Genomic DNA, 13,865 nt, shown 5'->3' on the forward strand with positions numbered 1-13,865 from the left:
CTCACAGGTGCCAGCCTAGTCATCATGAACAGTAATTTCACGCCACATGCCCATACCGCCGAACTCGTGGCCGCGGGGGTTCCCGAGGAGATGCATGAATGGCTGTCCCACATGGGGGTCGGCGCCCTGGTGGTGAAGATGGGGATCGTGTTCGGCGAGATGTCCGCCGCGCACATGACGGCCACGATGCCCGTCGAGGGCAACACCCAGGTGGCCGGGCTGCTCCACGGGGGCGCCCACCTGGTCCTGGCCGAGACGCTGGGCTCCTTTGCCGCCGCGATGCATGCCGGTCCGCACCGCCACGTGGTGGGGATCGAGATTGGCGCCACCCACCACCGCGGCATCAAGTCCGGACTGGTCACGGGCACCGCCACCGCCATCCACCTGGGCCGGACGCTGGCCACCCATGAAGTGGTCATGACGGATCCGGAGGGCCGCAAGCTCTCCACCGCCAGGATCACGAACATGATCCTGGACAACTGAGCACTTTCCGCCCCGCCCGGCCCGCCCGCCGCCGTCAACAAACGACGCCGGGCACCCGCGTGCCGCTGTCAGCGGAGGGCGGGTGCCCGGCGTCGTTCTTGAACGGGGTGGGCTGCGTGCAGAGTCAGGCAGTGATGCCGAACAGGTGCATGGCGAACTTGTAAAACGGGGGAACGATCAGCACGATCCCGATGACGACGGCCAGCACGCTGAAGCCGAAGGACACATAGGCGCCCCATTTGGCGGCGAGGCTGGCGCGGGTGCCGTCGCCGTCGCCGCTGACGGCTGTCAGGCGCACGCCCAGCGAGTACATGACGACAACGAAGCCCGCCCCGACCAGGGTGACCACTGCAACGACAACGAATCCCATCCAGTCAATGACGGGCTTGGAGGCAGCTGCTGCTGCCATGGCGGTGATGGAGGCCAACTGCATTATTTGCCCTTCTTGCTGGTCTGCTTCTTGCCCTTGGGCGATTCTGCTGCCTGTGCGGCCTTGGTCATGGCCTTCAGGACGGCGGTGTCCGCCTGGTCCACGGCCGCCTGCGCCTTGGCCCGGATGGCTGCCGTTTCCGCGGCGCGCTTCGCGGCCTTGTCGGCCAGCTTGGCTGCGGCGCGGGCCTTGGCCGCCAGGCGGTCCCGCTCCTTCCTGCTGGGGATGTGGAGGGCCTCGCCAACCGCGTCCACGTCGCTGATGGCGTTGTTGTGGTCGACCGTTTCCCGCTGGGAGAGGAAGAACATGAACAGGATTGCGCCGATGCCCAGCACCGTGACGATGACCAGGCCCAGGACGCCGGTGCGGATCAGCAGGGCAGCCAGCCCCCCGACGACGGCGGCAGCCGGCAGCGTGAACAGCCAGCCCAGGCTGATCTTGCCAATGGCGCCCCAGCGGACGGTGGAACCCTTGCGACCAAGGCCCGAGCCGACCACGGAACCGGACGCCACGTGGGTGGTGGACAGTGCAAAGCCCAGGTGGCTGGAGGCCAGGATGGCTGCGGCGGTGCTGGTTTCAGCGGCAAAGCCCTGGGCCGGCTTGACGTCGGTCAGGCCCGAACCCAGCGTGCGGATGATCCGCCAGCCGCCGGCATATGTGCCGCCGGCAATGGCCAGCGCGCACGCGGTGATGACCCAAATGTGCGGTCCGGTGCCGGATTCCTGGAGATTGGAGGCTATCAGCACCAGGGTGATGACGCCCATGGTCTTCTGCGCGTCATTGGTGCCGTGGGCCAGCGCCACCAACGATGAGCTGAAGACCTGGCCGCGTCGGAACCCGCCGCGCTTCTGCGTGAGCTTGTCCCCGGAATCCGGGTCCGAACGGCGCGTAATTCCATAAGCCAGCTTCGTGCACACGTAGGCAACAAGGCCCGCAACCGCGGGGGCAAGGAGTGCCGGGAAAATGACCTTGGAAAGCACCACCAGGAAATTGACGGCCCCGAAGTTCCAGGTGCCCACGATGGCCGCACCGATCAATCCGCCGAAGAGTGCGTGCGAGGAACTGGACGGCAGGCCCAAAAGCCAGGTGAACAGGTTCCACAGCACGGCCCCCATCAACCCGGCAAAAATGATGGCCGGCGTGATGGCAAACTGCTTCTCGTTGATGATGCCGCCGGAAATGGTCTTCGCCACCTCGGTGGAGAGGAACGCTCCGACCAGGTTCAGGATGGCTGCCAGCGCCACGGCGGTCTTGGGCTTGATGGCCCCGGTGGCAATCGGTGTTGCCATGGCATTGGCCGTGTCATGAAAGCCATTGGTGAAATCGAAGAAAAGAGCCAGTGCAATGACGAGCACGACCATGAAGGTGAGGTGATCCACCCGAGATCCATTTCTATTGGGGGCAAAAGCGAAACAGCAAAGAGTCTAGTCGGACAACTGCGGCGTGCGGGATGGCGGGCGCCGTGGGGAACCTGTCCGGGCGGGGAACCAGCCCCTACGATCCTACGACGGATTTGCCTGGCGCCACCCATTTCTTTGGCTGGCGTTTGGCTGGCGTTTACCTGCCGGCGGTATGCTCCCGGGCCGCGGGTGCCGCGCTGCAGGGCGGCCCGGCACGCACTACGATTCAAGGAAAGGGCCCTGGCCGCCGACCTGCCGTAGGGAATGGTGCATTGAGATGAGCAATTTGGATTCGGAGCCGCAGGAGCTCCTCTGCCCCAGCAGTCCGGGCGCCGTGGAGGTGCTGGAACCGCGGATGGTCCCCCTGGGCGGTCCCCGGGCGATGACAGTGCGCCGGACTTTGCCGCAGCGCCAGCGCTCCCTCATTGGGGCGTGGTGCTTCGTGGACCACTACGGCCCGGATGACGTTTCGGCGACGGGAGGGATGGCCGTGCCGCCGCATCCGCACACAGGCCTGCAGACCGTCAGCTGGCTGTTTACCGGCGAGGTGGAACACACCGATAGTGCCGGATATCACGCCATGGTCCGGCCCGGCGAGCTGAACCTCATGACGGCGGGCCGCGGCATCAGCCATTCCGAATACTCCACGCCCGGCACCACCGTGCTGCACGGAGCCCAACTGTGGGTGGCCCTGCCGGAGCATGCCCGGTTCATGGAACCGACATTTGAGCACTTCCGGCCGGTGCCCGTGCAGCTGCCGGGGGTGACCCTCAGCGTTTTCCTGGGGTCGCTTGCCGGCGGGACGTCCCCGGTGGTTACACACACCCCCCTCCTGGGGGCGGAGTTGCTGCTCGACGCCGGCGCCACCGTCAGCTTGGACGTGGACCCTGCCTTTGAACACGGCTTCCTGGTCGATTCCGGCACGCTCAGCGTGGACGGCAACGCCCTGGCGCCGGGCGAACTTGGGTACACGGGCCCCGGGCGCGGGTCCTTGACGCTGGTCGCCGGACAGGCGCCGGTGCGGCTTTTGCTGATCGGCGGAACTCCCCTGGGCGAGTCAATCGTCATGTGGTGGAACTTCGTGGGGCGCTCCCACGAGGAAGTGGTGGCTTTCCGTGCGGCGTGGCAGGCGGAGATTGCCGCCTTCGGGACGACGCCGGACGGCATGGGCGGCGTGCCGGGCGGGGACCGCCAGTTCGGGCTTCCCGCCAACCAGGTGGATCCGCCGCTGCCGGCCCCCGGGCTTCCCACCGTCAACCTGCGCCCGCGGAGCAATCCAAGCTAGGCCTGCCTCCGTCGTGGCGCCGGTACCCGCGTCGGGGGGCCGGGTGTTGAATGGGTCGCAGGAATGCAACGTCCAGCACCATGAAAAAGGAAACGGGATTCATGACGAGCCAAGCCAAACCCAACACCTCAATTCTCATCATCGGGGCCTCCCGCGGCTTGGGTTTGGCCCTGGCAGAGGAGTACCTCAACAACGGTTCAAACGTGGTTGCCACGGTGCGCGGACCCGGCCGCACCTCCCTGCATGAACTGCAGGACCGTGCTGCCGGCCACCTGGAGATCGAGACCGTGGACATCACCATCCCCGACCAACTCACCAGCCTCCACGGCAGGCTGGCCGCCCGACGGTTCGATCTGTTGTTCGTCAATGCCGGGGTGGCCAATGCCGCAAACGAAACAGCGGCGAACGTCAGCACCGAAGAATTCACCCGCCTCATGGTCACCAACGCCCTCAGCCCCCTGCGCGTTGTCGAGGAATTCAAGGACCTGGTTTCCGCCGCGGGGACCATCGCCGTCATGTCCTCCGGCCAGGGCAGCGTCGCCAACAACACCCGTGGCGGCTTCGAGATCTACCGTGCCAGCAAGTCCGCCCTCAACCAGCTCATGCGCAGCTACGCCGCCCGCAACGCCCGCGACCCCCGCACCCTGCTGCTCATGGCGCCGGGGTGGATCAAGGGCACCGGCGTTGGCGGCCCGAATGCCCCGCTGACAATTGGGGAAAGCATCCCCCGCCTGGTGCGCACCATTGATGCCCAGCACGGCCGGGGAGGCTTGCAATTCCTGGACTATCGCGGCGAAGCCGTCCCCTGGTGACCGGCCCGGCCAGAAGGCCGGATTCGGCCAGAGGGCCGGCTCAGCCCTTGGCGAGGTTTTCCCGCACCATCGGCGCCACCTGGGACCCGTAGAGCTGGATGCTCCTGAGCATGGCGTCGTGCGGGAGCGTGCCATGGCTGTACTTCAGGTCGAAGCGAGACAGCTTCAGCGCCTTCGCCACTTTCGTGATCTTCCGGGCAACTGTCTCCGGGGAGCCCACCACCAGTGCGCCGTTGGGGCTTGCCACTGCGTTGAACTGCAGGCGGGTCAGCGGCGGCCACCCGCGGTCGCGGCCAATGCGGTTGTGCATGGCTGCGTAGTGCGGCCACAGCTCCTCCATGGCCTGTTCGTCCGTCTCCGCCACGTGCCCGGGCGAATGCACACCGATGGGAAGTTCTGGCCGGCCAAACTCGGCCAGCGCACGGTGGTAGAGGTCGGCGAACGGCGCGAACTGCAGCGGTTCCCCGCCAATTATGGCCAGCATGAGGGGCATCCCATGGTGGGCTGCCCGGACCACGGATTGCGGGCTGCCGCCCACCGCAACCCAGGCCCTGAGCGCGCCTGATTCGGTGTGCGGGTAGACCATCTGCTCCGTCAGGGCCGGCCGGGTGTTTCCGCTCCACGTGACCGGGCCCTGCTTGAGGAGTTCGGCGAACAGCGCCAGCTTTTCCTCAAACAGTTCCTCGTACTGGCTCAGGTCGAAGCCGAACAGGGGGAAGGATTCCGTGAAGGACCCCCTGCCCAGGGTGACTTCGGCGCGGCCGGAGGAAACGGCGTCGAGCGTGGAAAAGCGCTGGAAGACTCGGATGGGGTCGTCGGAACTGAGGACGGTGACGGCCGAGCCAAGGCGGATCCGCTTCGTCTGCCCGGCAATCGCCGCCAGGACCATGTCCGGTGAGGAAATGGCGAAGTCGTCACGGTGGTGCTCCCCCACGCCGAAGTAGTCCAGGCCCAGGGAGTCGGCCAGCACGGCCTGTTCGACGACGTCGCGGATCACCTGGGCGGCCGGCTTCGCTTCCCCGCCCGGCGCCAGGGTGACGTCGCCAAAGGTGTCCAGTCCCAGCTCAATGCCGGGGGCTTCAATTGCTCCGTTTGCCACGTGTGTTCCGTCCGCTCTGTTGTTCTGCCGAGGCGGTCAAGCACCCCGGTCATGAATATGCGTTTGTATCTACATTGGGAACTTTGGCGTGCCCGGAACTATTCCCGGGCGTCTGTCGGCGGCAGGCGGCGTCCGCCCGGCTAACGCTGGGCTGCCGCGGCGTACTTGCGCCGGTAGACCGCCAGGAAGGTGGAAATCCTGCGCACGGCCTCTTCGATGTCGCCAACGGAGGGCAGCACCACGAAGCGGAAATGGTCCGGCGTGGGCCAATGGAAGGCGGTGCCGTGGGACACCAGGAGCTTTTGGTCCTGCAGCAGGTCGATGACGAATTTCTCATCATTGTCGATCGGATACATCTCCGGGTCCAGCTTCACGAAGAGGTACATCGCGCCGGCGGCGGGGACGCAGGAGACGCCCGGCAGCGCGTTGAGCAGCTCCGAGGCGCGGGTGCGCTGCTCGCACAGCCGCCCGCCGGGTTTCGTCAGGTCGTTGATGCTTTGGTAGCCGCCCAGGGACGTTTGGATGGCGTGCTGGGCTGGGACGTTGGAACACAGGCGCAGGGAGGCGATCAGCTCCAGCGACTCCTTGAAGTCCGCCATGGCGGCACGTGGCCCGGACAGCGCCACCCAGCCGGCCCGGTAGCCGGGCATCCGGTAGGCCTTGGACAGTCCGCTGAACGTGAGTGTGCAGACATCGTCGGCCAGGGAGGCCATGTGGATGTGCGTGCGGCCGTCGTAGAGGATCTTTTCGTAGATTTCGTCAGCAAAGATGACCAGGTCGTTGTCCCGGGCCAGGTCCACAAACTGCTCCAGGATGTGCCGCGGGTAAACGGCGCCCGTGGGGTTGTTCGGGTTGATGATGACGATGGCGCGGGTGTTCGGGGTGATCTTGGCCGCGACGTCCGCCATGTCCGGCCACCATTCATTGTCCTCGTCGCACAGGTAGTGGACGGGAACCCCGCCGGTCAGCGTCACGGAGGCCGTCCACAGCGGGTAGTCGGGGGCCGGGATGAGCACTTCATCGCCGTTTTCCAAAAACGCCTGCAGGGTCATGGAGATCAGTTCGCTCACGCCGTTGCCCACGAAAATGTCCTCGACGCCGATCTTCATCAGGCCGCGGGTCTGGTAGTACTGCGAAATGGCGGTGCGGGCGGAGAAGATGCCCTTGGAATCGCTGTAGCCCTGGGCGCCGCGCAGGTGGTGGATCATGTCCACCACAATGGATTCGGGGGCCTCCAGCCCGAAGGGCGCGGTGTCGCCAAGGTTCATGCGCAGGATCCGGTGGCCCTCCGCCTCCATCTTCTGGGCCGCGTGAAGAATCGGGCCGCGAAGTTCATACCGTACATTGGCGAGTTTGCTGGAGTGTTGCATGGGGCGCATGCCATCCATCTTCACACAAACAGGGGCCGGGCGGCCGGATTTGTCCACCATCCGGCCGCCAGCCCCCGCCGTTCTACAGCCCGCGCTGGTAGAAGCGGAACGCCCGCGCGGCCAGCCAGGTCATGAGCACGGCAAGCGCCGCCAGCAGTCCCAGAGAACCCCAGACCGAACCCCAGTCGGGCGCCGCCTGCAGCGCCCCGCGCCCCGCGGCGACGGCCCATTCGAAGGGGTTGAACCGCGCCACCACGCCCACCCACGCGGGAGAAAGCGAGGTGTCCATGATGGCGGAACTGAGGAACATCAGCGGAAAGGAAATGAGCTGCGAGATGGCGATGAGGACCGTCTGTGTCTTCGCCAGCAGGGCCATGCCATTGGAGAAGGCGGCAAACACAAACGTCAGGAGCACGGCGGAAAGAAGGAGGACGGCCAGGCCCGGCAGTCCGCCGTCGAACCTGGCACCGGCAAGCCATGCCACGCCCAGCACCACCAGTGTTTGGAGGACCGTCAGCACGGCCTGGAACAGCATGGTGGACAGAATCATGGCACCGCGGCTGGTGGGCGAGGTGAGGAACCTGTCCATGACTCCCCGGTCCATGTCCTGGATGTACGACGTCCCGGCCCAGGCGCTGCCAAAGAGGGCCATCATCATGACAATGCCGGGGGTCAGGAACACCAGGTAGTCGCTGCCTCCGCTGAAGCCGGGGATGTTGACCACCGACTTGAACAGCTGCCCAAACAGGAGCAGCCAGATGATGGGCTGGATGAGGTTCATCGCCAGGTACACCGGCATCCGCCCGAACGCTCGCAACTGGCGGGCCGTGAGGATCGCGGTGTGTGTGGTGGCGCCCAGGATGCTCATGCCGCCACCTCCAGCTGCGCAAAGACGTGCCCGGTGTGGCGCAGGTAGACGTCGTCAAGGCTGGGCCGGGCGACGGTTGCGGAAACGACCGCGATGCCGGCCGCCTCCAGCCGTGCAAGCACTGCCGGCAGCGCGGTTCCGCCAGCATCCGCCCTCCCCCGCAGGAAGCGGCCGTCCGCCAGGATCTCCCGGAGCAGTCCGGCTCCGGCCACCACCTCCCGGGCCCGGCCCGCGTCCCGCGCAGGATCGGCAAGTTCGACGACGACGGCGTCCCCGTGCAGCGCGTCTTTCAGTTCCCCGGGGGTGCCCTCGACCACGATCCGCCCCTTGTCGACGATGGCGAGCCGCTTGGCCAGCCTGTCCGCCTCCTCCAGGTAGTGCGTGGTCAGCAGCACCGTCATCTCCTCGGCCCGGGCCATGCCTTCCAGCTCCGCCCACATGTCCGCGCGCGCCTCGGGGTCCAGCCCGGTGGTGGGCTCGTCAAGGAAAAGGACCCGGGGCCGGTGCATCAGGCCGATGGCGACATCCAGCTTGCGGGCCATGCCGCCGGAATACGTCTTGACCAGGCGCCCGGCGGCATCCGTGAGGGAAAAGCGCTCCAGCAGCTCCGTGGCCCGGGCCCTGGCCGCGGGTCCGGAAAGGCCCTGGAGGCGGCCGGCCAGGACCAGGTTTTCCCGGCCCGTGTCCATGGGGTCGGACACCTGCTTCTGGGCGACAAAGCCGATGGCGTGACGGACCCGCCCGGGGTGCCGGCCGACGTCGTGCCCGGCAACGGTGGCCTTGCCGGAGTCGGCGGTTGCCAGGGTGGCCAGGATTTTGACGGTGGTGGACTTGCCGGCGCCATTGGGCCCCAGCAGGCCGAAAATGGTGCCGGGCTCCACCGCGAAACTGAGTCCGGCCAAGGCCCGGGTGGGCGGTTTTCCTCGGCCGCCGGGATAGCTCTTGGTCAGGCCGCCGGCCTCGATGGCCGCCGGGGTTGGGTTGTGTGCCATGATGGGCTCCTTTGAAACGGAGCCTGCCGACGGGGCCGCTGCAGTAAACTGTGGGTGTGCCTTGAGTTCGCTGCGGCTAATCCCCTGGGGAGACTCAATGGTTGGAACAGGTGGCCCGGATGCTCGAACATCCGGGCCGTTTGTTTTTCCTGGGACTACTCTCTCTTTGCCTGGCGCCGCTCAGCCTCCCCGGCGGGGAAGAGCATGCGCGCCAGGACAACCAGGAACAGGGCCAGGCCCGTCAGCAAGGCCAGCCAGGAGATCCCCCAGCCCAAGGTGAAGGTCAGCCAGATGAAGACAGCGATCGCCAGAATCCAAATGGCGGCCGTATAAATGCCGAACCTGGCCGCCGCCACAGGGTCCTGCGTGAACCTGTCCTGCGCCTGGTAGTCGCGGGCCATGGCCCGCACCCAGGGCTTGCGCCGGTTCGTTTGGGACAGGCCCAGCCGGATGAATCCGACCGTGGCGCCAAGCACCACGAAGATGCCCGCCACCAGCAGTCCGGTGCCGGCCACCGCCACCAGCGCGCACAGGCACAGCCCGACGACGGCGGCCGCTGCCGCCGCGCCGTATCCCAGGGCCCGGCGCCGTGGCAGCGGATAGTTTTGGCTGGTCTCCTGTTGCAGGCTCCACGCCGTGATGGCCCCTGCGCACATGGCGAGGGCGAATCCGAAGAGGACGGCAGGCGCCGGCGAACCGTGGTCTCCCAGGACCAGGACAAAGAGCAGCAGGGCCGCCAGGGCAATGACCGACAACAGCACCGTGCCTGTGACGAAGCCCGGCCGTGGCCTGACCTTGTTGGCGGCGTGCGCGGCCAGGTGCTCGGCAACGGTTCCTGCGGTTCTTCCGTTGCTTCCTGCGTTGCTTCCTTCGTTGGTTCCGGCGCCACTGTCCCCGATGATGGCCCGAACGTCGCCCAACTCGTCAATGGCCGTGGCGGCCGCGGCGGCAGGCGCCACGCCCTGCCCTTCCAGTTCAGCCACCCTTGACTGCATGTTGGAGCGGATTTCCTCCTTGAGGTCCTGAAGTTCGGCGTTCATGGGCAGGCCAGCGAAGGCGTCGTCCAGGTAGCGGTGAATGTTGGAGTGTTCGGCGCTGCTCATGGCGTGCCGCCTTTCACGTTCAGGAGCGTGTTGATGATCCGCTGTGTTGCCGTCCACGACTGGACGTTCTTGGCGTAGACGGCCCGGCCGGCGTCGGTGATGCGGTAGTACTTGCGCCGTCCGCCCTGGGTCTCGTCACCCCAGCTGGCCTCGACGAGTCCGTCCTTGACCAGCCGGCGGTAGGTGGCGTACAGGGTTGCTTCCTTGATTTCGTACAGGCCGCCTGTGGCATCCCTGATGGTCTTGTAAATCTCGAAGCCATAGCTTTCGGCCCCGCGAAGGACGCCCAGCACGATCGTGTCCGTGTGGCCCCGCAGCAGGTCGGCCGCAAAGGGTTCGGACTGCGGGGGGCTTTCGCTGGGGTTCTGAACCATGACTATTACTGTATCTGATCAACTACTAGCCTGGGAAGGGGTATATCGAAAATGGCTGTTGAGTTTCTCACACTTGCGGCCCGCCGCAGGGCCTAGCACAAACCTCCAGCGCCCATGAACGGCGGAAAATTGGTAGGCTCAATCGCTGGACCAACCCGCTTTTGGGGAAGCGCGGGTCACTCATTCCCAAACCCCAAGGAGACCAAGCCCTCAATGACATCCGTGGCTACTGAATCACTGCGTGAACAGCTCTGGAACCGTCGTTACGACGAGAACATAGCGCCCATCACCGAACTCTGCGACGCACTGGCCGAGGCCCGGCCCGGGCAGCAGGTTGCGTATGTGGATCCGGTGCACGATGTCGATGAGTGCCGCATCATCAGCCTGTTCTCCAACGTGGGGGAACTGGATGAGGCCGGCTTTGTCACCGCCGGCGACGAGCAGGCCGCCACGCGCCTCCTCGGCATCCACTGGCAGCTGGGGCTCAAGCCAAGCTATGTCATGCCGTGGAATGTCCATCCGTGGTTCACGCCCGGTGCTGCCAACGGCCGCTTGAGCGCACAGCAGATTGAACAGGGACTGCGCCCCCTCGTGAAGTTCCTGACCTTGGTCCCCCGGGCTTCCGCCCTCGTGGCGCACGGCACCGAGGCACATCGCCTGGCCGACCAACTCCTGAAGGCCCAGGGGCCCATGCTCTACAAGCGCGGCTTCGGGATCTACAAGGTCCGCTCCCTGAGCGGGCGCAGCTTTGCCGGCTCCGCCGAACGGCAGGCAGGCTGGCTCCTGGAGTCGGCCAAGGCATACGCCGAGTCCATGACCCGCAACGGCATTCCCGTCAAGGGCCGCTGACCGAACCACCAACGTGCCGGGCAGCACGGAGCCGGTGCCGCCCGGAGCGGCACCTGCACCGTTGCCGGCGTCCTACGCCATGGCCGCTTCGGCAGGTTCCATGGCGCTGCGGAGCATTTCCTGGAGCTCGGGGCCGTCCACTTCTCCGTGCACCGCCACCGCGTGGGCCGTGGAGACCGGCAGGACTTCCTCCTCCGTTCCCGCCACGGTCAGTGTGCAGCCCACGTCGCTGGGAAGCTTGCGGCAATCAATCATTACCCGTGCCATTTCATTCACCTCCTTTCATGCCATCCGGCTGCCATCCCTACCGTGATGCGGCGGGCACTGCCGGAACGATGTTCTGGTTGAGGTGGAACACGTTGTCCGGATCGTACTTGGCCTTGACTGCGGCCAGCCTGTCGAAGTTCCCGCGATAGTTTTCCTGGATGCGGTGCTGGTCGTCGGCGTCCATGAAATTGATGTATCCGCCGGCCTCCGCGTAAGGGTGCAGCGCAGTCCAATAGTCCCGAACCCAGTTGATGTTGGCCTCGTTGTCCGCGGGGTCCTCCCACATGCCCGCAATGACAGGCGCAAAGCCAACGTCGCGGTACCCAAATGCCGTGGCGTCGGCAGCAACGCGCTGCACGGCCCCGTCAATGGGATAGAAATGGTTGGCGGACTGGACACTGGGAACCTTCGAACCAAAGTCAACGGCAACCCCGAGGGCCGCGTCACTGAGCTCCCCCATGAAGTCCGCCTTCCAGTACGCCTGCAGCCCGGCCGGAAGCAGGGCGTCAAACAGCCCGTTGACCGCGGGGTAGGGCATCGGCCCGGTGAACTGTCCCAGCACGGGTCCTGCCGCCAGGACCGGCTCCCACATGCGGGCGCCGTCGGCCAGGGCCCCGGACCAGGCCCCCACCACCACGCAAATGGGTGTTCCATGGAACTCCTCCGGGAGGAATGGCACGGGCGGGCCCTGGTGGAAACCGAGGAACGCGCCAAATTCCTCCGGGGCTGCGGCAATGTACTCGCGGAAGAACCCGCCCACCTCACGGCCCGCGCTGGCCGGAAAGATGACAACCCCGCCGTAGACGGTGTCGACGGGATGCAGGGCATATTCCAGCGAAGTCACCACTCCAAAGTTTCCGCCGCCGCCGCGAAGGGCCCAGAAGAGGTCCTCGTTTTCGTCAATGCTGGCGCTGACCAGGCGGCCGTCTGCCAGCACCACGTCTGCCTGCAGCAGGTTGTCGCAGGCCAGTCCATGCCTGCGCGCCAGGTATCCGATGCCGCCGCCCAGTGTCAGCCCGGCAATGCCGGTGGATCCGATGATGCCGCCCGTGGTCGCCAGCCCGTAGGTGTGCGTGGCGTGGTCGAATCCGGACCAGGTGGTCCCGGCTTCCGCGCGTGCCGTCTGCGCGGCAGCGTCGACCCGGATGCCGGTGCGCTTGGAGAAGTCGATGACCAAGCCGCCGTCGCACGTCCCAAAACCGGGCGCGCTGTGGCCCCCGCCGCGGACGGCGATGTCCAGGCCCTGCCCGCGGGCAAAGGCGACGGCGGCCACCACGTCGCCGGCGTCAGAGACCTGGACCACGGCGGCAGGGTGCCTGTCGATCATGCCGTTGTACACGGCCCGCGCCGCGTCATAGCCCGCATCCTGGGGGGAAATAACTGTTCCGTGAATGCTCTCGCGCAACTGTGCCACTTGTCCGGTGTCCATGATGTCCCGTCCTCAATTGTCGCCATAGGCTTCCTCCCAGCCCCTACGCTAGGCACACGGGCGGCGGTAGACTATACGCACATTGTGCACGCCGCCCCGGCCCTTGGCCGGAACGGCATTGCCGCCGAACCGCATCGTGAAATCGGTCGATGGACATGTACATATCGCTGCGCCAGCTGGAGATTGTTGTGGACCTGGTCGGGGGCCTGGATTCGCTGTCCCGCCCTGAGCAATTTCCGGAATTGGTGCTTCCGGCCCTGGCGTCGCTGCTGGGCTGCGATGTGGCAACGTACAACGAAATTGGGCCCCAGGGTGTCAGCTACCGGGATTTCCCGTCCGGCAGCCTGGCACTGGAAACCCGCCAGGTCTTTGCGCAATTTGTCGCTGAACACCCGTTGGTCAACTACTACAAGGACCCGCACCACGTGGACCCGGTCAAGGTGAGCGACTTCCTCGACACGGGGCATTTCCACCGGCTCGACCTCTATGAGTACTTTTTTCGCCCGATCCCCGTGGAACACCAAATGGCCATCACCGTGGAGGCGCCCGGCCCCACAGTGGTAGGGATCGCCCTGAACCGCTCACAGCACGACTTCACCGAAACGGACCGCGCCATCCTGGCAGTGCTGCAGCGGCCCCTGGCCAAGTCCTTCGCCTGCCTGGTCCGGGCCGCGGAACGGAACAGGGACTATGCCCCGTCACCAGGCCGGACCCTGGCCCTGCTGACTGACGCGGAATTCGACGTTCTCTCAAGGGTGGCAGCGGGCGAAACCAACGCCGCCATCGCCCGGCGGACCGGCTGCAGTCCCCGCACTGTCGCAAAACACCTCGAACACACCTATCGCAAACTCCAGGTGCAGGACCGCTCGCAAGCCGCCGCCAAATTTGCGGCCGACAGCGAAGCCCTGAACCACTTGGAACTTCTAAGCGGGCAGCACAGCAGCGGGGCGGAGCACTGAGCCGTGCAGGCAGGCTTGGGCTAGGCTCAGACCATGAAACTGCCGCTGGCGGTCGCACTGGCACTGGCCGCCTCCGCCGTACTTGCCACCACGGGCTGCTCCACGGCTGCACCGGCATCCCCACAGGGAAGCACGGTTGTCAGCG

The 13,865-nt window shown here is 66.1% G+C and carries 15 protein-coding genes; 5 read left to right on the top strand and 10 right to left on the bottom strand.

Annotated elements, in window-relative coordinates; genetic code table 11:
• Positions 1–24 precede the first annotated feature (24 nt).
• Positions 25–483, top strand: a complete 459-nt coding sequence (locus LPN03_RS11055) for a hotdog fold thioesterase (RefSeq protein WP_240901661.1) — start codon at positions 25–27, stop codon at positions 481–483.
• Positions 484–607: 124 nt separating this feature from the next.
• On the opposite strand, the gene LPN03_RS11060 is transcribed toward LPN03_RS11055, so the two are convergent.
• Both LPN03_RS11060 and LPN03_RS11065 read right to left on the bottom strand, forming a co-directional pair.
• The gene (locus tag LPN03_RS11060) at positions 608–916 is read right to left on the bottom strand and encodes a hypothetical protein (protein WP_240901660.1); all 309 of its coding nucleotides are present in this window, start codon (positions 914–916) and stop codon (positions 608–610) included.
• Positions 916–2,274 carry an inorganic phosphate transporter gene (locus LPN03_RS11065; protein WP_165180779.1) on the bottom strand — a complete coding sequence of 453 codons (1,359 nt, stop codon included), beginning with the start codon at positions 2,272–2,274 and terminating at the stop codon, positions 916–918. Before LPN03_RS11065 ends, LPN03_RS11060 begins: the two co-directional genes overlap by 1 nt.
• 316 nt (positions 2,275–2,590) lie before the next feature.
• Here LPN03_RS11065 and LPN03_RS11070 point away from each other — a divergent pair, with 316 nt between their 5' ends.
• Complete coding sequence (locus LPN03_RS11070; protein ID WP_262454267.1) at positions 2,591–3,598, top strand: pirin family protein; 1,008 nt, start codon at positions 2,591–2,593, stop codon at positions 3,596–3,598.
• 101 nt (positions 3,599–3,699) lie between these two features.
• A complete protein-coding gene (locus LPN03_RS11075; protein WP_262454268.1) occupies positions 3,700–4,410 on the top strand; it encodes an SDR family NAD(P)-dependent oxidoreductase in 711 nt (236 codons plus the stop codon).
• A 40-nt stretch (positions 4,411–4,450) separates the two neighbouring features.
• Here LPN03_RS11075 and LPN03_RS11080 read toward each other — a convergent pair whose 3' ends face one another.
• From LPN03_RS11080 to LPN03_RS11105, 6 genes are all read right to left on the bottom strand, one after another.
• Positions 4,451–5,509 carry an LLM class flavin-dependent oxidoreductase gene (locus LPN03_RS11080; protein WP_262454269.1) on the bottom strand — a complete coding sequence of 353 codons (1,059 nt, stop codon included), beginning with the start codon at positions 5,507–5,509 and terminating at the stop codon, positions 4,451–4,453.
• 140 nt (positions 5,510–5,649) lie between these two features.
• The gene (locus LPN03_RS11085) at positions 5,650–6,888 is read right to left on the bottom strand and encodes a pyridoxal phosphate-dependent aminotransferase (RefSeq protein ID WP_165180660.1); all 1,239 of its coding nucleotides are present in this window, start codon (positions 6,886–6,888) and stop codon (positions 5,650–5,652) included.
• A 73-nt stretch (positions 6,889–6,961) separates the two neighbouring features.
• Positions 6,962–7,747 carry an ABC transporter permease gene (locus LPN03_RS11090; protein WP_262454270.1) on the bottom strand — a complete coding sequence of 262 codons (786 nt, stop codon included), beginning with the start codon at positions 7,745–7,747 and terminating at the stop codon, positions 6,962–6,964.
• Positions 7,744–8,739 (bottom strand): ATP-binding cassette domain-containing protein, encoded by a 996-nt coding sequence (locus LPN03_RS11095; RefSeq protein ID WP_262454272.1) that lies wholly within the window; start codon positions 8,737–8,739, stop codon positions 7,744–7,746. Before LPN03_RS11095 ends, LPN03_RS11090 begins: the two co-directional genes overlap by 4 nt.
• A gap of 155 nt (positions 8,740–8,894) precedes the next feature.
• Complete coding sequence (locus LPN03_RS11100) at positions 8,895–9,842, bottom strand: permease prefix domain 1-containing protein (protein WP_262454273.1); 948 nt, start codon at positions 9,840–9,842, stop codon at positions 8,895–8,897.
• Positions 9,839–10,216 (bottom strand): PadR family transcriptional regulator, encoded by a 378-nt coding sequence (locus tag LPN03_RS11105; RefSeq protein ID WP_165180656.1) that lies wholly within the window; start codon positions 10,214–10,216, stop codon positions 9,839–9,841. Before LPN03_RS11105 ends, LPN03_RS11100 begins: the two co-directional genes overlap by 4 nt.
• Before the next feature lie 213 nt (positions 10,217–10,429).
• Between LPN03_RS11105 and LPN03_RS11110 the strand changes: the two genes are divergently transcribed.
• Positions 10,430–11,065, top strand: coding sequence for a uracil-DNA glycosylase (locus LPN03_RS11110; protein WP_165180655.1), 636 nt, complete (start codon positions 10,430–10,432; stop codon positions 11,063–11,065).
• Between the two features lie 72 nt (positions 11,066–11,137).
• Here LPN03_RS11110 and LPN03_RS11115 read toward each other — a convergent pair whose 3' ends face one another.
• A complete protein-coding gene (locus tag LPN03_RS11115; protein WP_165180654.1) occupies positions 11,138–11,332 on the bottom strand; it encodes a DUF1059 domain-containing protein in 195 nt (64 codons plus the stop codon).
• A gap of 37 nt (positions 11,333–11,369) precedes the next feature.
• Positions 11,370–12,761 carry an FAD-binding oxidoreductase gene (locus LPN03_RS11120; protein WP_165180653.1) on the bottom strand — a complete coding sequence of 464 codons (1,392 nt, stop codon included), beginning with the start codon at positions 12,759–12,761 and terminating at the stop codon, positions 11,370–11,372.
• A gap of 149 nt (positions 12,762–12,910) precedes the next feature.
• Here LPN03_RS11120 and LPN03_RS11125 point away from each other — a divergent pair, with 149 nt between their 5' ends.
• The gene (locus LPN03_RS11125; protein WP_165180652.1) at positions 12,911–13,720 is read left to right on the top strand and encodes a helix-turn-helix transcriptional regulator; all 810 of its coding nucleotides are present in this window, start codon (positions 12,911–12,913) and stop codon (positions 13,718–13,720) included.
• The last annotated feature ends 145 nt before the right edge of the window (positions 13,721–13,865 follow it).

It is taken from the genome of Arthrobacter sp. A2-55 (assembly GCF_025548615.1).
Lineage (GTDB): Bacteria > Actinomycetota > Actinomycetes > Actinomycetales > Micrococcaceae > Specibacter > Specibacter silviterrae.